Below are 19,441 nucleotides of genomic sequence, written 5' to 3'. Positions count from 1 at the left end.
CGGCGAACCGGCTTGACCGCCCCGCGCTTTGCCCGTAACCGACCAGCCGCCCTAGTGGCCCCTTCGTCTAGTGGTTAGGACGCGGCCCTTTCACGGCTGAAACACGGGTTCGAGCCCCGTAGGGGTCACCATCGCAGAAAACCGCGGTCACAGGGTCAGCGAAGTGTCGGCGGCACCTCCGGCCAATGGGCCGGATCACCTGCCCTACCTACGACTGCTACAACGGGCTAGGCTGGTCGCTCCCTCATAGAGGCTTGGCCTAGACATCAGCTCGAGGACCTCCTCACTTCAGAGTATAGAGGTAAGCGGTGATATCACGCGCGTCGCTCCTCGTTACGCCCTGCTCGGGCATGCCGTTCCGCGGCGTGACGGCCTGCGGATGGCGCAGCCAGAGCGCCATCGCCTCCGCATCGTTCGGCAGGCGCCCTGCGATGGACGCCCGCACCGCCACTTTCGCCAGCGACGGGCCGACCGAACCGCTCGCGCCCGCGACGCCGGGAATGGCGTGACAGCTGCCGCAGCCATAGCGCGCGATCGCGGCGCGGCCCGCCGTGACCGTCCAGCCGCTCACCTGCTCCGCCATCACGCGGGTACGCGCGCGCGTCTCGGCGTACATCACCGCGCCGGCCGCCATCGCCGCCAGGACACTGGCCGCGAGCAGCAGCGCGAGCCACTTCAGGCTAGCCGGCATGGCGTGCTTTCGGTGCAGCGTCAGTGAGCAGCCGCCGCATCAGCACCAGCGCGGCACCGGCATGGACCAGCCCGCCCGGCACCCACATCAGCAACCCGGCGAGCTGCTGATCTTCCGCCGGGGTCAGACCGAACGGCGCCATGCCGAGGCTGGCGTAGCCGACGTACCAGGGGGTGGTGGCGAAGGCCATCAGCGCGCCGAGCGCGCCCGACACGATCGCGGTGACGACGAGGCACAGCGCCGCCATGCCGCCCGGTGTGCGCCGGTGCAGCATCGCGGTCCAGAACAGCAGCGCGGTGACGAGGAAGGAAAGATGCTGCGCCACATGCCAGCCCTCGCTCGCCAGCGCGCGATCGAACAGGACGGGAGCGTGCCACAGCCACAGGGCAACGGCCTGGAGCCGCTCTGTGGCGGGGTCGGCGACAGAGGTTCTGGAGATAGAGCAGGCTGCGGAAGTCGGGCGTGTCGAAGCGCAGGTACAGCAGTCCGCCGTTGACCCCGCGCTGCGCCGCCTCGACCCTACCCTTGGCGTCCAGCGGATCGTCGTCGCCGTCGAGCACGTAGAGATCGCGCGGGTGGAACGGCACCAGCAGCGGCACGCGCCCGGTGAGCCACGCCTGGAGCTGGAGCCGGTGCAGGTCGGCATGGGTCAGCCGTAGCGCGACGACATGGCGGCCGATCACGCTCTCCGCCCCAACCGCAGCGCCGCACCCGGCTCGGGCGTGACGAGCCACGCGTCGAAGCCGCCGTCCGCTGCGTAAGCGGCACGGAGCGCGACGCCGCCGCGGACCTTGCCGCGTCGTACCCGCAGCCAGATCGAGTTCTTGCCCTCGAGCAGCTCGACCGCGCCGGTTAACGGAAGACGCTTCGATCACGCTGCGGGAGCGGGCGCGGCGAGCCGATCGAGATACTGCTGATGCGTCGGTAGCGCGGCCACCTGCCGCGTCACGTCGCGGCCGAGTTCGGCGAGCGTCGCGGCGAGCCGCCCCGGCGGCATCAGGCGCGCGACCCGATTGTGCGCTTCGGGCAAGAGCCGCTGGCCGAGCAGCACCTGGACCCAGGAGGTGACGGTGAACAGCTCGTCGCTGGCCTGGAAGGCCTGGGCGCCCTCTCGGAACAGCGCCAGCCGCGCCGCCAGGCTGTCCGGCAGCGACATGTCGCGCAGCCGCTGCCAGAACGGCTCGTCGCGCTGGTTGACGTGATAATGGAGGATGATGAAGTCGCGCACGCCCTCGATCTCGCGACGCGCCATGTCGTTGAAGCGCGCCGCCAAGGACTCGGTCACCCCGTCATAGGGGAAGAGCTGGAGCAACCGCGTCAGCGCGATCATGATCAGGTGGATGCTGGTCGACTCGAGCGGCTCGACGAAGCCGCCGGCGAGGCTCAGCGCGACGCAGTTGCGCTCCCACGCGCGCTCACGCCGCCCGGTACGGAAACGGATCAGCCGCGGCTCGATCAGCACCTCGCCCTCGATCGTGCCGAGCAGCCGCGCGCGCGCCGCGTCGTCGGAGAGGTAGGCGCTGCTGTAGACGATGCCGTTGCCGATGCGGTGCTGCAGCGGGATGCGCCACTGCCAGCCGGCGTCGTGCGCGATCGCGCGGGTAAACGGCACCGCCGGTCCGACCGCGGCGGTCTGCACCGCGATGGCGCGGTCAGTCGGCAGCCAGTCGGTCCAGTCCTCGTAGCCGACCCCGAGCGTCTCGCCGATGAGCAGCGCGCGGAAGCCGGTGCAGTCGAGGAAGAAGTCACCCTCCACCCGACGACCGTCGGCCATCACCAGCGCGGCGATGTCACCGCTGGCGTCGCGCTCGGCGCGCTCGATCCGTCCCTCGACGCGGAGGAGGCCGTCGCTCTCGCAACGCTCGCGCAGATAGCGGGCATAACGCGCGGCATCGAAGTGGAAGGCGTAATTGAGCGAGGCCGCGGGCGGCCCGGCGAAGCGCCCGGCACGCGCCGCCTCATGCTCGACGCAATAGGCGCCGATCTCCTCGGCGACGCCCTGCGCGCGCGCCTCGAGCCAGAAATGGTGGAAGTCCGCCATCCAGGTCGACCGGCCCAGCGTGCCGAACGAGTGGAGGTAGCGCTCGTCGGGCCGCGACCAGCCCTCGAACGAGATGCCGAGCTTGTAGCTGGCGCCGGTGGCGAGGACGAAATCCTGCTCGTCGATGCCGATCAGCTGGTGGAAGGCGCGCACCGTCGGGATCGTCGATTCGCCAACGCCGACCGTGCCGATCTCCTCCGATTCGACCAACGTGACCTCGATCAGCGCGCCGAGCTGGCGCGTCAGGATCGCGGCGGCGAGCCAGCCCGCGGTGCCGCCCCCGGCAATGACGACACGGCGCACCGGCCTCACCGGTTGAGCTTCCGCAGCAGCTCGGCGCGGAGCCGCCGCGCGCCGAGCTCGTCGAGCCGCGCCAGCGCGCCGCGCGCGTGCGCGGGCAGATGCGCCGCGGGTCGCTCGGCATCGCCGAACACGTAATAGTCGAACATCGCGCGCCAGGCCGCCTTCTCGCCGGCGGGGCGATCGCGCAGGCTGAGCAAAGCATGGAGCAGCGTGTTCATGGGCGTGTCCATGAAGCCCGGCGCCTCGTTCCACCAGTAGTTGACGAGGACGTTGAACGAGTCGAGCGCCTCGACCTGGTGCCACCACAGCGCGGGATAGACCACGGCGTCGCCCGGCTCGAGCTCGGCCACCTGCGCCGCCGCGACCGCCTCGGCGAAGCGCGGGTAGCGATCGAGGTCGGGGTCGCGGAAGTCGACCATCGAGACCACCTGCCCGCCCGGCGTGGGCGCGAGCGGGCCGGGGTAGAGGTTGGCGACCTGGTCGGGCGGAAAGAGCGTGAAGCGGCGGCGCCCGGCGCCGACCACCGCGACGTTGTTCGACATGTCGTGGTGCGCCACCGCGGTGGTGCGGTTGCCGATCCAGATGCTCCGCAGCGCGCGGTCGAACCCCGCCTCGGGCAGCGGGTTGGCCTCGGCGAGACCGGGGAAGAACAGGTCCAGGTCGGTCGAGCCGACGTAGAAGGACTCGGCGTCCTCGCGGTCACGCGCGACGAGCAGGCGCGCGAGATAGTCGTCGAGGCGGATGCGCTCGCCCTCGAAGTCGAGCCGGGTCAGCTCGGCGTCGTAGAAGTAGCGGCCGCCCAGCTCGGCACGCGCGGTATAGCCCACCACCGGATGGCCGTTGTAGAAGTCGAGCAGATAGTCGGCCACCGCGCGCGGCCCCTTCCGCCCCGCCGCAACCAGCGGCCAGTCCGCGACGAGCCCGCGCACCACCACCGGCTCGCCCGCCGCGACCAGCGCGGCGAGGTCGTGTGCCGCGGGATCGTCCGCCGCGATCTCGCGCGCGCGCCGATCGGTGATCGGCGTCGCGGTCACGCCGCCGCCCGCCGCTTGTTCTTGAGCTCGATGAGCCGCGACACGTTCGCCAGCGACGCCGCCGCCATGGTCGCGAGCCGCAGCAATCCGGCGCGGTGGAGCCGCACCACGTCGGCGTCGGGCAGTGCGGCGAGCGCGCCCTCATCGACCGCGAGCACGCCCGGCACGTTGTAGCCGCCCTCCTCGCCGAGATCGATCTCGAGCACGACATCGCGCAGCAGCCCCGCCGTGGCGAGCTGAGCGTTGATCGCGCGCGCCTGCTGCGCGCCCTCGTAGATGGTGCGCAGCGCCGCCGAGACATGCTGGAGGTACGGCGCATCGCCGCCGTGCGGCAGGAAGAGCGGCAGGCCGGCGTCGTCGCCGACGCGCGGGTCATCGAGGTCGACGTGGACCATCGGCTCGCCCGTCTCGTCGCCACCCGCGTCGTGCGCCAGCGCGATCGAGAAGGGGCCGCGACGCTGGATGGCCGGGACGTAACGGCTGGTCCAGCCCTGCTCACCGAGGAAGAGGTTCTCGTCCGAGTCGAGGCCGAGCAACACGATCGCGTCGATCGAGTCACCGTCGCGGCGGAACAGGATCGGGAAGTCGCGCTGTGCCTGTTCGAACTCGGCAGGATAGATCGGGAGCTGGTTGGCGCGGTCACCGAACTCGGCACCGACGCGCGGCGCCACGCGCAGCTCGGCGTGATCGACGTTGTTGAGCAGGACTCGATTCATGCGATTCTCTCGACGCGGCGACGCCGCTCTCTCCCGGGCCGTTGTGCACCAGCGCATTTCAGCACGAAAGCGACGATTTGCACCGTCGTACCGACGTAGAAACGGCCGTCATCCCGAACTCGTCTCGGGATCCACCGTGCCGCCCACTCGAACGGTGAGGCTCTCGTATCACGGTGGATCCTGGAACAAGTCCAGGATGACGGAAGACAGAGGAAGGCGGTCGCTTCCCAAGAAAGAGAAGGGGACCGCCACGGGCGGCGGCCCCTCCCCTCACCGTCAGAACTTGTAGCGCGCGCCCAGAAGGAAGCGCGGCTTCAGCTCTTGCGCCAGCACCAGGTTGCGCTCGGTACGGCCATAGGTCTTGACGCTCTCGCTGGTCAGATTGATCCCCTCCAGCGTCACCGCGATCGTGTCGTTGACGTCGTAGCTGATGTTGACGTCGAGCGTGCCGAACGGCGCCACGAACAGCGGGTTGCGGTTGCCGCCCTGGTTGGTCGCGGCGAGGTACTTGTCGCGCCAGTTATAGGCGAGACGCGCCGAGATGCCGTTCTTGTCGTAGATCGCAGTGGCGTTGGCACTGTTGCCCAGGCCGGTCAGCGCGAAGATGTTGACGGTCGGGTCGGCATAAGGATCGACGTTCACGTCCCCGCTCACCTTGGTGAACGAACCGGCGAAGCCGAAGCCCGTGTTGCCGAAGAAGTTGGTCCACGCCAGCTCGAAGCCGTGGATCTTGCCCTCGCGATTGTTGATCGGCTGCGACACCGAGAAGTTGAACAGCGGATCGTTCGCGTCGGACGAGATGTCGATCTGCGACAGCACCTGGTCGACAAAGGTCTGCTGCAGGCCGCGGCCGGCGACATAATTGGCGTTGAACTGCGTGGTCGCCGCCGTCTGGTTGCCGCCGTTCTGCACGAGCAGCGCGGTGTAGGTGAACAGGTTGACGTCGCTCAGGTCATAGCCGCTGGAACGGAGGAACGCCGCCGCGGTGCCCGACCGCGAACCCGCCGCGCCCGAGCTGGGATCGCGCAGACCGAACAGGTTCTGATTGATCACGCCGGTGCCGAGGAAGTTGGCGACGCGCTTGTCGAAGAAGCCGACCGACACGAAGCTCGACGGCTTGTAATACCATTCCAGCGACACGTCGAAGTTGTCCGACAGCAGCGGCAGCAGGTTGGCGTTGCCGGTGCTGCCGGTCGGAATACCGCCGAGCAGCGTCGGGCGACCCGGCGCGCCCGCCGAGGCGGTGGCGAACAGGTTGCCGTAATCGGGCCGCGCCAGCGTCCGACTGAACGAGACACGCGCCTTGACGTTCGTGATCGGCTCGATGCTGAAGTCGACCGCGGGCAGCAGGTTCTCGTACTTGCCGCGCTGCCGAATCGCGGTGAACACGCCGCTGGCATCGCCACGGAAGTCGTTATCCGCGGTCCAGACGATGTTGTTGTACGTCTGCACCGCGTCAGAGACGACGCGGGTCTGCTCGTAGCGCGCGCCGATCACGAGGTTGGCGGGACGGTTGGCGACCTCGCCATTCCAGGTGAACTGGCCGAACACCGCCCAGATCTTCTCCTGTACCGTGTCGTCCGCGGGCGCCGAGGGCGCCGGCGGCTGGCCGAGACCCGTATAATAGGGGCTCAGCACGTTATAGAGGTCGATGGCGTTGCCGCGGAAGGCGATCAGCGACGAGCCTTCGGACGCCGGGTTGAAGTGGTCGAACTTGCAGGTCAGGCAATATTGCTGGACCAGATCGGGCGCCAGCTGCTGGATGATGCCCGGGTTCTGCAGGCCCCAGTCGCCCAGCGTCTGCTGGGTCTGTGTCTGCGTCGAGTGCATCTTCGAGTCGGTGTACGACGCGCCCGCGTCGAAGCGGCTGCCGCCGCCGAGATCCCAGCCCAGCCGCGCCTGGATCTGGTCGATCCGCTGCGTCTGGCGCGAGATGATCGTGCGCGCCGGCGCCGCGCCGAGATCGCCGATGTCGAGCACGCCGTTGCAATTGCCCTTCGGCGCGTCGGCCGGGGTGGCGCGGTAGCAGTCGTTGATTATCTGCGCCTGCTGCGGGAAGCCGGTGCTGAAGTCGAGCGAGTGACCCGCGATCACCGGCGCGCCGAGCGCGACCGTGGTGGCAGTGGTGCCGTTGGGATTGTCCGGCGACGACTTAGACTCGGAGTGATGCCCGTCGAGCGTCAGCGTGAAGTTGGGCGCGAAGTCCCACTTCACGTTGAGACCGACTGAGGCCAGCCGCGCCTTGGTAGCCGCCTGCTGCTGCTCGAAGCCCTCGTCCTTCGGGCTGGTGGGCAGATAGTCGCGCAGGAAGATCGCGGTCGCCATGTTCGGGTTGTCGTCGAAGCGGACCTCGCTGAACGGGCGGTTGAACCAGTTGGTCTGCTCGCTGCGCTGCTCGCGCAGGCGGTTCTGCGCGAACAGGCTGTCGACCGTGAACTCGAGTGTGTCGGTCGGGCGGAATTGCAGCACGCCCTGAAAGTTGATGCGCTCGCGGCGGTTCTCGGAGAACTGGTAGCGGCTGTCGTTGGGCACCAGCACGTACGGCGCCGTCGGCTTGTTGCCGTCGAGCACCGTGGTCGAGTTGATGAACGTGCCCGGGTTGAAGAAGTCCGCGGTCGGAATGACGTTCCAATAGTTCGGATTCGACTGCGCCGATGCCGAGTAGCGCAGCTGGTAGCTGCCGAACACCGCGGCGCCGAACGTGCCCTCCTCGTTCTTGTAGTTGAGCACGCCCGAGACCTCGGGCGTGACGCGGTGCTTGTCGCCGACCGCCTTCTCCACCGAGGTGTCGTACAGCGCCTTGGCGCCGATCGAGCCGGTGACGCCGGTCTCGCGTGAGTCGAGCGGCTTGCGCGTGTTGATGTTGATCGTCGCGCCGATGCCGCCGGTCGGCACCGCGGCGCGGCCGGTCTTATAGACCTCCAGCCCGCTTACGCCTTCCGACGCGATGTTCTGGAAGTCGAACGAGCGGCCCGCGCCGCGCGCGAACAGATTGCCGCCGCTGGTGTCGATGTTGGTCGCGGGCAGCTGACGGCCGTTGATCGTCACGAGGTTGAAGCCGCCCGAGAAGCCGCGGACCGAGACCTGCGAGCCCTCACCGTTGACGCGGTTGATCGACACGCCCGTGATACGCTGGAGCGACTCCGCGAGGTTGGTGTCAGGGAATTTGCCGATGTCCTCGGCCGAGATCGCGTCGACGACACCCGGCGAGTCGCGCTTGATCGCGATCGCGCGATCGAGGCTGGCACGGACGCCGGTGACGACGATGTCGTCGACCGCGCCATTCTCCTGATCCGCGACGGTGCCCGACCGCGCGGTGTCGCTGTCAACGGCCTGGCCCCCGCCAGGCTGGGCGTTGGTCGCCGACGGCTCACCGCCGGTGGCCTGCGCGAATGCGGGCGCGGCGGCGATCGCCAGCGCCCCCAGCGACGTGGACAGAGCAAGCTTCGAAAAGACGTTAAGGCGCTTCATCATCCCCCCCTGGTGCGCTGCTGCGGAACCTTCCGCAGGCACGGCCGGTGCCCCTGTGAGGTCACCAGATGTGATAACGCTATCAAGTAGAACCGCGCTGTCAACTCGGCCTGCGGTATAATCTCATCGCCGATTGATCAGACAATCTCCTCCGACAAAGCGATTTAATTCAATCATTTTCTTTATTCTTCTGCACTGCTGCTTTCTGTTTTTACCGGCCCCGGGCTGTGAACCGTAGGTATTCAAGCCACTTGCGCCTACGAGACAGGGCGTCGCTTGTAGGATAACGCGAGAACGCGCCCGCTCTTTCGAGCAGACGCGTCCACAGGCGGCGGCATTGCGGGTCAGACGAGCGCGGGCAGCTGCGACAGATGTTTGTCGAGTGTGACCGGATAGTCACGCACGCGGACACCGGTGGCGTTGTAGATCGCGTTCGCCACCGCGGCGCCGACCCCGCACAGGCCGAGTTCGCCGACTCCCTTCGCCTTCATCGGGTTGGCCTTGTCGTCGGCCTCGTCGAGGAAGACGACCTCCTGGTGCGGGATGTCGGCGTGGACCGGCACCTCATAGGTGGCGAGGTCGTGATTGATGAACAGACCGAATCGCGTGTCGACCGCCAGTTCCTCCATTAGCGCCGAGCCGACGCCCATCGTCATCGCGCCGATCACCTGGCTGCGCGCCGACTTGGGATTGATGATCCGCCCGGCGGCGCACACCGCCAGCATGCGCCGCAGCCGCGTCGCGCCGGTATAGGCATCGACACCCACCTCGACGAAATGCGCGCCGAAGGTGGAGAGCTGCCAACTCTTGTCGAGCCCGCCATATTCGATCTTGTCCTCGCCGGTCAGCTCGCCCTGCGCCGCCGCCTCTGCGAGCGGCACGGAGTGATTGCCTGAGAACACCTTGCCGTCCGCGAAGCGCGCGTCTGCGGAGTTCACCCCGACGCGCTGCGCCACCGCCTCGCGCAGCTTCACACAGGCGGCGTAGACCCCGGCGGTGGCATTGGCGGCGCCGAACTGGCCACCCGATCCGGCGGAGACCGGGAAAGCGGAATCGCCCAGCTTCACGCTGACATGCTCGATCGGCACGCCCATCATCTCGGCCGCGGTTTGGGCGATGATCGTGTAGCTGCCGGTGCCGATGTCGGTCATGTCGGTCTCAACCGTCACGCGACCGTCGCGCCCGAGCCGCACGCGCGCGCCCGAGGGATAGTTGATGTGGTTGCGGAAGGCCGAGGCCACGCCCATCCCCACCAGCCAGCGGCCGTCGCGCACCTGCGCCGGCGTGGCCTCGCGCCGCGACCAGCCGAAGCGCTGGGCGCCCTCGCGCAGGCAGCGCACCAGCTGACGCTCGGAGAAGCGCCGCTCGGGCTTCTCGGGATCGACCATCGTGTCGTTGCGGACGCGGAAGTCGACGGGGTCGAGCTTGAGCTGCTCGGCCATCTCGTCGATCGCGATCTCCAGCGCCATCATGCCCGGCGCCTCTCCCGGCGCGCGCATCGCATTGCCCTCGGGCAGGTCGAGCACCGCCAGCCGCATCGCCGTCAGCCGGTTCTTGCCGGCGTACAGCAGCTTGGTCTGGTTGACAGCGGTCTCGGGGCCGCCGCCGGGTTGGTCGCCCGAGCCGCTCTCGTGCGCGATCGCGGTGATCGTGCCGTCCGGCGTGGCGCCGATGCGGATGCGCTGGCGCGTCGCGGGGCGGTGGGTGGCGTTGTTCGCCATCTGCGGGCGGGTGAGCGCGACCTTGACCGGCCGCCCCGCCGCGCGCGCGCCGAGCGCCGCCAGCACCGCGTCGGCGCGCAGGAACAGCTTACCGCCGAACCCGCCGCCGACATAGGGCGAGATCAGCCGCACCTTCTCCTTGGGCATGTTGAGCGTGGTCGCGAGATCGCCGCGGCCCCAGTCGATCATCTGGTTGGAGGTGAATACCGTCAGCTCATCGCCCGCCCACATCGCCAGTGAGGCGAAGGGCTCCATCATGGCGTGGCTGTGATCCGGCGTGGTGTAGCGCTGGTCGAGCTTGACCGGCGCCGCGGCGAAGGCCTGCTCGAACGCGCCGGTGCGATCGACCGGCGGGGCGCCGCTGCCCTCATCGCTGTCGCCGCCGGTGAGCGGCGCGGTCTTGAGCGCGCTGTCGAGGTCGAAGCGACCTTTGGTGCGCGCGTAATCGACCCGCACCAGCGCGGCGGCGGCGCGCGCCTGCTCGAACGTCTCGGCCACCACCAGCGCGATCGCCTGATGATAATGGTCGACGTCGGGGCCGCCGAACAGCTTGACCGTGTTGTACTTGCCCTTGCCGAGCTTGCCCGCGTCGGCGGCAGTCACCACCGCGATCACGCCCGGCGCCGCCTTAGCGGCGGCGGTGTCGAGCGTGCGGATCCGGCCCTTTGCCACCGCCGCGCCGACGACATAACCATAGGCTTGATTGGCGGCGACCTCGTGATGCTCATAGGCATAGGGGGCACGGCCACTCGTCTTGAGCGGGCCGTCGATGCGATCGTGCGCGCGGCCCACCACCTTCATCGCGTCGATCGGGTTGGTGCCGGCTGGCGTGTCGAACTTCATGGCCTCAACCCTTCTTCTGCGCGGGCGTGCTCGCCTGGGCGAGCACCGCGGCGAGCGCGCGCGTCGCCAGCGGCAGCTTGAACGCATTGTCCTTCGTCGGCGTGGCGCCCTGGAAGGCGCGTGCGGTCACCGCCGCGGCGCCCTGTGGGAGCAGCGCCTCCGCTTCCTCCACACGCCACGGCTTGGGCGCGACGCCGCCGAACGCGACCCGGCCGCTGCCGTCACGCTGGATCACCGCCGCGACCGACACCAGCGCGTAGGCGTAGGAGGCACGATCGCGCACCTTCTCGTAGAAATGCTCCCCGCCGAGTGGCTTGGGCAGCACCACCGCGGTGATCAGCTCGCCGGCGCGCAACGTCGTATCTTGTTCGGGATGATCGCCCCACAGACGGTGGAAGTCGGCGATGGGGATGCTTCTGCGCTGGCCGTTCGCGTCGACCGTCTCCACCACCGCGTCGAGCACGCGCATCGCCACCGCCATGTCGCCGGGGAAGGTGGCGATGCACGACGAGCTCACCCCGATCACGCCGAGCTGGCGCGAATAGCCGCCGATCGCAGCGCAGCCGTCGCCGGGCTTGCGCTTGTTGCACGCCATGTTGGTGTCGTAAAAGTACGGGCAGCGCGTGCGCTGGAGCAGGTTGCCCGCGGTCGAAGCCTTGTTGCGCAGCTGGCCCGAGGCCCCCGCGAGGATCGCGCGGCTGAGCACGCCATAGTCGCGTCGCACGCGCGCGTCGGCGGCGAGGTCGGTGTTGGTCACCAGCGCGCCGATGCGCAGACCGCCGTCACCGATCTTTTCGATCTTGTCGAAACCGAGGTCCTGCACGTCGACGAGATGCGTCGGCGTCTCGATCTCCAGCTTCATCAGATCGAGCAGGTTGGTGCCGCCGGCCAGGAACTTGGCGCCGGGCCGCTGCGCCACCGCGCGCGCCGCGGCGACGGCGTCCGTGGCGCGCTCGTACGTGAAGCTCCTCATGCGCGCTCTCCCGCCGCCTCGGCCACCGCCTCGGCGATATTAGAATAGGCACCACAGCGGCAGATGTTGCCGCTCATCCGCTCGCGCAGCTCCATGTTGCTGAAGCGCGCCCTGGCGGTGAGGTCGCCCTGGACATGGCTGGGCACGTCGCGCTTGATCTCGTCGAGCACCGCCACCGCCGAGCAGATCTGCCCGGGCGTGCAATAGCCGCACTGGAAGCCGTCGTGCTTCACGAAGGCGGCCTGCATCGGGTGGAGCTTGTCGGGTGTTCCCAGCCCCTCGATGGTGGTGATCTCGTCGCCGTCGTGCTGGAGCGCGAGGCTGAGGCACGAGTTGATGCGCCGGCCCTGTACGATCACCGTGCAGGCGCCGCACTGGCCATGGTCGCAGCCCTTCTTGGTGCCGGTGAGGTGGAGATGCTCGCGCAGCGCGTCGAGGAGCGTCGTGCGCGGGTCGAGCGCCAGCTCGCGCTTCTCCCCGTTGACGGTGAGGCGCACCGGCATGGTTGGGGTAGCGCTCGCGGGCGTCCGCTGCGGCGCGGCGCCGGCGGGCGCGGCGGCGGCGACCGCGCTGGCAGCGCTCCCGGCGAGCACCCCGCGACGCGAGAGCGCGAAATCTGCTGTGTCCGACATCGCCGGCATCCCTCTTCCTGCCCTCCCGGGCGCAGCGTCCAAGTCCCTGTCGACTCAACGTGATCCTAACGCGCGTTGGATCGATGTGGAGCAATCGCTTCGTTCAGGAAGGTGATGAGCCGCGCTCAGCGTCGCGGCTCATAATTCGCGTAGTGCCGCCGCGGGTCGCGCGCGCAGCACCGGCAGGCTGCCGGCCACACCGATCGCCACGGTCGTCGCCACGCCCACCAGCAGCGTCGCCGCTACCGCGCCCCAGTCGGGCAGCCACTCGAAGCCGAACAGCCGGGTGACGACATACCAGCCGCCCGCGACACCGAGCAGCAGCGCCACCGCCGCCGCCACCAGCGCAAGCAGCGCATATTCGAGCAGCTGCATCACCAGTACCTGCCGCCGCGTCGCGCCGAGCACCTTGAGCACCACCGCGTCATAGGTCCGAGTCGCGCGCGCCGCGGCGATCGCGCCGACCAGCACCGCCACGCCGGCGAGCACCGCCACGCCTGCCGCGGCGGCAATCGCGGTCGCCATCTGGCGCACCACCGTCTGCACCTGCGCGAGCACGCCGCCCACCTCGATCACCGACAGCGAGGGGAATCGCGGCAGCAGCGCGCGCGTCACCGCGCCGGTTCGCGCCGCGGGCATGTCGATCGTGGCGGCGAGATTGTGCGGCACGTCGGCCAGCGCACCGGGCGAGAACACCAGCACGAAGTTGAAGCCCAACGTGTCCCAAGCGATACGGCGGAACGAGGCGATCGTGGCGGTGCGCTCCAGCCCCAGCACCGAAACCGTCAGCGGGTCGCCGACCTTGAGCCCGAGCGACTGCGCCAGCCGCTCGTCGACCGACACCAGCGGGCGTCGCGCCTCCGCCGTGCTCCACCAATGGCCGGCGCTGAGGGTACTCCCCGCGGGCAGCGCCGCGGCGAAGGTCAGCCCGCGCTCGCCGCGCAGAGCCCAGGCGCCTTCCGGTATCTCGGCGAGATCGGCGACGCGCGTCTTGGCATAGCCGGTAATCGTGCCGCGCATCAGCGGCACGGTCGCGATCGTCGCCTTCGGCGATGCCGCGACGACGGTGGCGCGGAAGTCGCGCTCGCGCTCGGGCGGCACGTCGAGCACGAACAAGGCCGGCGCGCGCTCGGGCACGCTGCGGGTGATATTGCCGTCGAGGCTGGTGCGGATCGTCGCGAGCAGCACGAACAGCGTCAGACCAAGCCCGAGCGCGACCACCAACGCGACAGTGCGCGCTCCCGGGCGATGAAGCGCGGCGAGCGCGAGCCGCGGCAGCGGTCGGCGCGGCGGCGGCACGCGCGCCGCGAGCCAGCGCACCGCATGACCGAGCGCGACGAGCAACAGCAGCGTCGCCGCGGCGGCGCCGAGGAAGCCGGCGGCGAACAGCGGCCGCTCGCTCGTCGCGAGCACCAGCGCCACCAGCGCGGTGCCCGCCGCCGCCATCCAGGCGGCGGCGACGCGCCCGCCGCGCGCCCGCCGATCATGGACGCCGCGCAGCAGCGCCGCGGCGGGCACGCGCCCCGCCGCCACCAGCGCGGGCGCACAGAAGGCGAGCGCGATCAGCAGGCCGTACAGCGCCGCCAGCGCGAGCGGCAGCGGCGCCACCACGAAGCCGGGTGCCACCGGCAGCACCGCGCCGGCGAGCGCGCCGACCAACGGCACCGCGACCAGCCCGGCGACGAGCCCCAGCGCGATCCCCACCCCCGCCACCGCGAGCACCTGGATGAGGTACACGCGAGTCACCGTCGCCGAGGTCGCGCCGAGCACCTTGAGCATCGCCACGCTCGCGCGCCGCTGCTCGAGATAGGAAGAGACGCCGTTGCCGACGCCGATCCCCGCGATCACCAGCGCGGCGAGCCCGACGAGCGTGAGGAACTCGCCCATGCGCGCGATGAAGCGGCTCGCGCCGGGCGAGGCGCGGTCGCGCGTGCGCGTCTCCCATCCCGCCGCGGCGAAGCGCCTGGCGAAGCTCGCCACCGTCGCCGCGGGATCGCGCGCGCCGATCGCGACGCGGTACTTGGTCTCGTAGAGGCTGCCCGGCTGCACCAGCCCAGTGCGCGCCAGCCCGGCGCTCGACACCAGCACGACCGGGCCGAAGCTGAAGCCCTCGCTCAACCGGTCGGGCTCGTCCGCGATCACGCCGGCGACTCGGAAGGTCGCCGCGCCGAGCCGCAGCGGGTCGCCGACGCGCAGCCGTAGCCGCTCGACCAGTGCGGGCGCGACATAAGCAGTGTCGGCGCCGGTCACGCGCACGGCTCGTTCCGAGGCGAGCGTGAGCCGACCGTAGAGCGGATAGGCCGGGTCGACCGCCTTGAGCTGCACCGGTGCGGTGGCCCCGTCGCGAGCCACCGCCATCGACTGCATCCGCACCGTCTCGGACACGCGCCCGAGCCGCGTGATCGCGGCGCGCTCGTCGGCATCGGCGGCGCGCTGCGAGATCGCGAGCTCGACGTCGCCGCCCAGCAGCACGCGGCCGCGTGCCGCCAGCTCGCCGGTGATCGCCTGCGTCAGGCTCCCGATCGCGGCGAGCGCGCCGACGCCGAGGAAGAGGCACAGCAGCAGCAGGCGCAGGCCCTTGAAGCGGAGCGACAGCTCGCGCCGAGCGAGCCGCCAGGCCAGCGCCCAGCCGCTCATCGGAGCCGCCCGTTGGCGAGCTCGACGATTCGGTCGCAGCGCCGCGCCAGCGCCGCGTCGTGCGTGATGATGACGAGGCTGGCGTCAGTGGCGCGACGCCGCTCGAACAGCAGGTCGACGATACGCGCGCCGGTCGCGGCGTCGAGGTTGCCGGTCGGCTCGTCGGCGAACACCAGCGAAGGGCGCGGCGCCAGCGCGCGCGCGATCGCGACGCGCTGCTGCTCGCCGCCCGAGAGCTGCGCGGGATAATGATCGAGCCGGTGACCGAGCCCGACCGCGGTCAGCTCGGCCTCTGCCCGCTCGCGCACGTCATCGGCGCCCTGCAGCTCGAGCGGCACCATCACGTTCTCGCGCGCGGTCATCGTCGGCAGCAGGTGAAAGGCTTGGAGCACGATGCCGATCCGCCCGCGCCGCGCCACCGCCAACGCGTCCTCGTCGAGCGCGGCGAAGTCGAGCCCCGTCACCTCGACTTTGCCCGACGTCGCGCGCTCCAACCCGGCGAGCACCGCCATCAGCGACGACTTGCCCGACCCCGAGGCGCCGAGCAGCGCCACGCTCTCGCCCGCGGCCACCGCGAGATCGACCCCGCGCAGGATCTCCACCGGCTCGGCGCCGCCAAGCGTGAGCCTTACATCGCGCGCGGCGATGACCATATGCGGCGACGACATTCAGCGGAGCCGGGGCGTAAGTGACGCGATCATATCTGACATATGCGGCGCCGGCGGCGCTTCTCCAAGCCGCGCTGATGGTGGCGGGCTGTTCGCCGCGGGACGAGAGCGCTCCCGATGGGCCGCGGGTCAGCGGCAACGACAGCGAGGCGGTGCCCGCGCCGGTCGCGACCGTGCCGCTTAGCGGACCCGAGCGAGTCGTGCTCGCGCTCGGAGACAGCCTCTACGCCGGCTACGGGCTGAGCCGCGGCCAGAGTCTGCCCGACGCGATCCAGGCGCGGCTGCGCGCCGGCGGGATCAACGCGCGGCTGGTCAATGCCGGGGTCTCGGGCGACACCACCGCCGACGGCCGACGCAGGCTCGCCTACACGCTCGATCGGCTGGGCAAGAGACCCGACCTGGTGCTGCTCGGGCTCGGCGGCAACGACGTGTTGCGCCAGCTCGATCCCAAGGTAACGCGCGACAACCTGGCCGCGATGCTCGACGTGTTGCAGGAGCGGGGCATCCCGGTGGTGCTGACCGGCATGCTCGCGCCGCCCAACCTCGGGCCGGATTACGCGGGGAGGTTCAACGCCATCTATCCGGAGCTGGCGAAGCAGCATCATGCGCCGCTGTACCCGTTCATTCTCGACGGCGTGCTCGGCGACCGGACGCTGATGCTGCCCGATGGCGTTCACCCGAATGCGCGCGGTGTGGCGCGGATCGCTGATCGGGTGACGCCGGTAGTGCGAGAGGCGCTGGCGGAGACGATCGAGGGCTGAGGGAAGGTTGAGCCGTCAGCGCCTTCCGTTGCGGCGGCTCTTGCCGTCATACTCCCCGCTCCTTCGTCCGCCCCGCTTCGTCAGGATTACCGTTCCGGCACCCTCATTCTTTTCGTCATCCCAACGGAGGCCGGGATCCATCGTTCCGCATCGGCACCGGCCAGCAGGTGCACGGACGGGCGGATCCCGGCCTTCGCCAGTATGGCGGACAGCTGTGAAAGATGCGTGCGACACAAGCCTGCTCGCCACCTCTCCACCGTGCGCCTTACGCCTTACGCCTTACGCCTTCTTCAGCTCGTCCGGCTTGTGAACCGCTTCCTTGCCCGACTTGTCGCTCTTGACGCGATATTGCGGGTCGTCCTTGCTCGCCTTGGCAGTGTGGCCGCCGGCCTTGGTGGTCTTGGTCTCCTTCTTGACCACCTTGCCGCTGGTCTGGCCCTGCGGCGTGTCCCACTTCACCTTGTCGCCGGCCTTGAGGGTCTTCGTCATGGCTGCTCTCCTGTGGCTCGGCGGACTAAAGTGGGTTAACTCGACACTTGTTCCCTCGCCTTGAGGATGCGGCGATTTCCTCACTCGCGTGTTGGAGGACGCGGTTCCGAGGAGATAGCGATGAGTGAGAGCGAGAAGATCACCACCGGCGCCAACGACCGCGCGGTCGACGAGCCGCTGGCGAGCGGCGCGCCCGGTATCCCCGACGACGCGCTGCTGCCCAGCGAAGACCTGCCCGATCCGCCCAGCGACGAGGAAGTAGCGCGCGTCGCCCGCCAGCTCGGCGCACCGCTGCCCGACGCCTGAGCGGCATGCGGAGCCCAGGGCCGCGAGGATAGCGTACGTGGCACTGGGCTTCTGCATGCGCGGGAGCACGCGCGTGTGTGACAGACGTCTCCTAGAACCGCGCCCGCATCGCCCCCGCCAGGGTGCGCGGATCGGCGGGCGTGTGGAGCCGCTGCGTGCCGTCGAACCAGACATATTCGTGCCGGTCATTCGCGAGGTTGCGCAACTGGATCGACAGCTCCACCGCGCGGGTGAGCTGATAGCCCGCCTCGGCAGTGAGCTGGACATAGCGGCCGTAGCGCCCCTGCGCGTTGGCGGGGGTGAGCTCGTAAGACGACTGCCCATTGCCCCACAGCGACCCGCGCCATCGGCCACCGCGCGGCGCCCATTCCAGCCCGGCCGTGTAGACGTCGCGCGGGACGTGGTCGATCTCGTTGCCCGCCTGCGACGGTGTCGCCGGATCGGGTACGCGGATCACGGCTCGCTGGTGCGACCAGCTCGCCCAGGCCGACCAGCCACCGCCCGGCTGGACGCTCGCCTCAAGGTCGAAACCGCGCCGCCGGGTCGCGCCGAGATTGTCGAACTCGCCAGCGGGATCGTTGAGCCGGCGGCGCAGCTCGCCGCTCGCGGTCTGCTGCCACAGCGCCGCGCGCGCGGTGAGCCAGCGGCCGCGTGACAGCCGCACGCCGGCCTCATAGCCCTCGTTGATCGAAGGGGCGACGTCGCGCATGCGCGGCGGCACGATGAACGCGCCCGTGCCGGCGCCGATCTGGAAGGTACGGCCGTAATTGCCGTAGGCCGTCACTCCCGCGATCGGCTCGACCGCCACCGACAGCTTGGGCTGGCTGATCGTGCCATAATCGTTGACTGGATAGGCGCGGCCGTCGAGCCGGTTGACATAGTCGCCGCCGACCCGATCGAGCCGCCACGCCGGCGTCACGCGCAGCCAGCGCAGCGGCGTCAATACCGCCTGGACGTAACCGCCGCCGACGGTCAAGTCGATGTCCTGGTCGCGCGTCGCCGCGACGACGCGACGATTGTCCGTCGTCCAGCGCTGGCTGACATTATGCTGCCACTGCACGTCGCCGCCCGCCTCGGCCATCAGCCAGGACGCGACGTGCCAGTGGAGCGCCCCGACGACACCATATTGCTGCTCCTCGGTGAGCCGCTGCTGCTGCGGCACGCCCGCGGAGAAGCGGACGTAGCGATTGTCGTCGATCGTGTTGGCATAGCCGCTCAGCGAGAGCGCCACATGCTCGCTAGGCGCAGCGTCGAGCGTCACCGCATATTGGCCGAGCTCGCGCGTGCCGCCGTCGCTCGCCGACACCGAATAGGATAGCCGCCGGTCAGTGTAGGCATCGCCGTCGGTGAGATAGCCCGGTTCGTCGGCGGCGGCGCGGCTGTGGCGCGCGATCAGACCGAGCTGCGCGTCGCCGAGATCGAGTCGCCACTTGCCGGAGAGCGTCAGCCGGTCGAACCCGGCATGGTCGCGATAGCCATCCGAGCGGCGGTAGCCGAGCGCGAGATTCTGGCTCAGCCGCCCGGTCTCGGCGCCGGCGGCGAGCTGCGCCTCGGCGGTACCGAACGCGCCCGCGCTCACGCGCGTATCGAGATAGGTGCCGCCGCTGCGCGTGACGATATTAGCGCTGCCCGCGATGGCGTGGAGCCCCCAGCGCGGATCGGAGGTGCCGCGCACGAGCTCGACCGAGCCGATCGCGAGCGGCGACACCAGGTCGATGAAGTCCATGCGCCCCGCGTTGTCGTTCGAAGGGATGCCGTCGATCAGCAGCTTGACCGCGTTGATCTCGCCCTCGCCGTTGAAGCCGCGGATCGAGAAGCGCCCCGAGGTGGTGCCCTGGCCGAAGTCGGTCAGCACCACACCGGGGAGCCGCGCGAACAGCTCCCAGGCGTTATCGACGTTCTGCCGTTGCGCGACGTCGCCGCCGAGCACGTCGACCGAGGTGAGCACCTCGCTGGTGGCGCGCGTCATCGACCGCGCGGTGACGACCACCTCGCCGATGGTGACGCCGGTCGTAGCGGCCGGGTCGGGCGCGTCCTGCGCGCGCGCCACGGCGGGAAGACAGGCGAGCGCGACCGCGCTCGCGGAGAGAAGATGACGGGACATAAAGATTCCGATCGCTCGCGCGCCGAGGGCACGCCGCCGCTGAAAGGCCCG

16 protein-coding genes and 1 tRNA gene are annotated in these 19,441 nt (G+C 69.8%); 4 read left to right on the top strand and 13 right to left on the bottom strand.

The genetic code is table 11. The annotated features are described in order from the left end of the window. The first annotated feature begins 56 nt into the window (after positions 1-56). Positions 57-131, top strand: a tRNA-Glu gene (locus tag FHY02_RS00580). Between the two features lie 152 nt (positions 132-283). Here the strand turns inward: FHY02_RS00580 and FHY02_RS00575 are convergent. After that, positions 284-691, bottom strand: coding sequence for a cytochrome c family protein (locus tag FHY02_RS00575; protein ID WP_183919519.1), 408 nt, complete (start codon positions 689-691; stop codon positions 284-286). Beyond that, positions 681-1,130: a cytochrome c oxidase assembly protein gene (locus FHY02_RS00570; protein WP_311731801.1), complete on the bottom strand. Its 450-nt coding sequence runs from the start codon at positions 1,128-1,130 to the stop codon at positions 681-683. The genes FHY02_RS00575 and FHY02_RS00570 overlap by 11 nt, the downstream gene beginning before the upstream one ends. Here FHY02_RS00570 and FHY02_RS23240 point away from each other — a divergent pair. Then, a complete protein-coding gene (locus FHY02_RS23240) occupies positions 1,099-1,350 on the top strand; it encodes a hypothetical protein (RefSeq protein ID WP_183931518.1) in 252 nt (83 codons plus the stop codon). The genes FHY02_RS00570 and FHY02_RS23240 overlap by 32 nt on opposite strands. Positions 1,351-1,562: 212 nt before the next feature. Here the strand turns inward: FHY02_RS23240 and FHY02_RS00565 are convergent, their stop codons facing one another. The 9 genes from FHY02_RS00565 to FHY02_RS00525 form a co-directional block, all read right to left on the bottom strand. Next, positions 1,563-3,044, bottom strand: coding sequence for a tryptophan halogenase family protein (locus tag FHY02_RS00565; RefSeq protein WP_183919515.1), 1,482 nt, complete (start codon positions 3,042-3,044; stop codon positions 1,563-1,565). Continuing rightward, positions 3,041-4,069, bottom strand: a complete 1,029-nt coding sequence (locus FHY02_RS00560; protein WP_311731638.1) for a cupin-like domain-containing protein — start codon at positions 4,067-4,069, stop codon at positions 3,041-3,043. Before FHY02_RS00560 ends, FHY02_RS00565 begins: the two co-directional genes overlap by 4 nt. After that, positions 4,066-4,785: a SapC family protein gene (locus FHY02_RS00555; RefSeq protein WP_183919513.1), complete on the bottom strand. Its 720-nt coding sequence runs from the start codon at positions 4,783-4,785 to the stop codon at positions 4,066-4,068. Before FHY02_RS00555 ends, FHY02_RS00560 begins: the two co-directional genes overlap by 4 nt. A gap of 276 nt (positions 4,786-5,061) precedes the next feature. Continuing rightward, positions 5,062-8,256 (bottom strand): TonB-dependent receptor, encoded by a 3,195-nt coding sequence (locus FHY02_RS00550; RefSeq protein WP_260172531.1) that lies wholly within the window; start codon positions 8,254-8,256, stop codon positions 5,062-5,064. A 344-nt stretch (positions 8,257-8,600) separates the two neighbouring features. Further along, positions 8,601-10,820, bottom strand: coding sequence for an aldehyde oxidoreductase molybdenum-binding subunit PaoC (gene paoC, locus FHY02_RS00545; RefSeq protein WP_183919509.1), 2,220 nt, complete (start codon positions 10,818-10,820; stop codon positions 8,601-8,603). Positions 10,821-10,824: 4 nt separating this feature from the next. Next, positions 10,825-11,793, bottom strand: coding sequence for a xanthine dehydrogenase family protein subunit M (locus FHY02_RS00540; RefSeq protein ID WP_183919507.1), 969 nt, complete (start codon positions 11,791-11,793; stop codon positions 10,825-10,827). Further along, positions 11,790-12,425, bottom strand: a complete 636-nt coding sequence (paoA, locus tag FHY02_RS00535; RefSeq protein ID WP_183919505.1) for an aldehyde dehydrogenase iron-sulfur subunit PaoA — start codon at positions 12,423-12,425, stop codon at positions 11,790-11,792. Before paoA ends, FHY02_RS00540 begins: the two co-directional genes overlap by 4 nt. Positions 12,426-12,563: 138 nt before the next feature. Next, positions 12,564-15,062: an ABC transporter permease gene (locus FHY02_RS00530; protein ID WP_183919503.1), complete on the bottom strand. Its 2,499-nt coding sequence runs from the start codon at positions 15,060-15,062 to the stop codon at positions 12,564-12,566. Then, on the bottom strand, positions 15,059-15,730 hold the full coding sequence (locus FHY02_RS00525) for an ABC transporter ATP-binding protein (protein WP_260172530.1): 672 nt from the start codon (positions 15,728-15,730) through the stop codon (positions 15,059-15,061). The genes FHY02_RS00530 and FHY02_RS00525 overlap by 4 nt, the downstream gene beginning before the upstream one ends. 20 nt (positions 15,731-15,750) lie before the next feature. Between FHY02_RS00525 and FHY02_RS00520 the strand changes: the two genes are divergently transcribed. Beyond that, positions 15,751-16,491 (top strand): arylesterase, encoded by a 741-nt coding sequence (locus FHY02_RS00520; RefSeq protein WP_311721813.1) that lies wholly within the window; start codon positions 15,751-15,753, stop codon positions 16,489-16,491. Between the two features lie 279 nt (positions 16,492-16,770). Here FHY02_RS00520 and FHY02_RS00515 read toward each other — a convergent pair whose 3' ends face one another. After that, the gene (locus FHY02_RS00515) at positions 16,771-16,980 is read right to left on the bottom strand and encodes a DUF2945 domain-containing protein (protein ID WP_183919502.1); all 210 of its coding nucleotides are present in this window, start codon (positions 16,978-16,980) and stop codon (positions 16,771-16,773) included. A gap of 120 nt (positions 16,981-17,100) precedes the next feature. Between FHY02_RS00515 and FHY02_RS00510 the strand changes: the two genes are divergently transcribed. After that, entirely contained in the window at positions 17,101-17,286 is a 186-nt protein-coding gene (locus tag FHY02_RS00510) for a hypothetical protein (RefSeq protein ID WP_183919500.1), read from the top strand. Between the two features lie 91 nt (positions 17,287-17,377). Here the strand turns inward: FHY02_RS00510 and FHY02_RS00505 are convergent, their stop codons facing one another. Continuing rightward, positions 17,378-19,390, bottom strand: coding sequence for a TonB-dependent receptor (locus tag FHY02_RS00505; protein ID WP_183919498.1), 2,013 nt, complete (start codon positions 19,388-19,390; stop codon positions 17,378-17,380). Positions 19,391-19,441: the final 51 nt, after the last annotated feature.

This window comes from Sphingomonas sp. BK069 (assembly GCF_014193405.1).
In the GTDB taxonomy this organism is placed as follows: Bacteria; Pseudomonadota; Alphaproteobacteria; order Sphingomonadales; family Sphingomonadaceae; genus Sphingomonas.
This window is presented reverse-complemented; position numbering and strand designations above follow the sequence as displayed.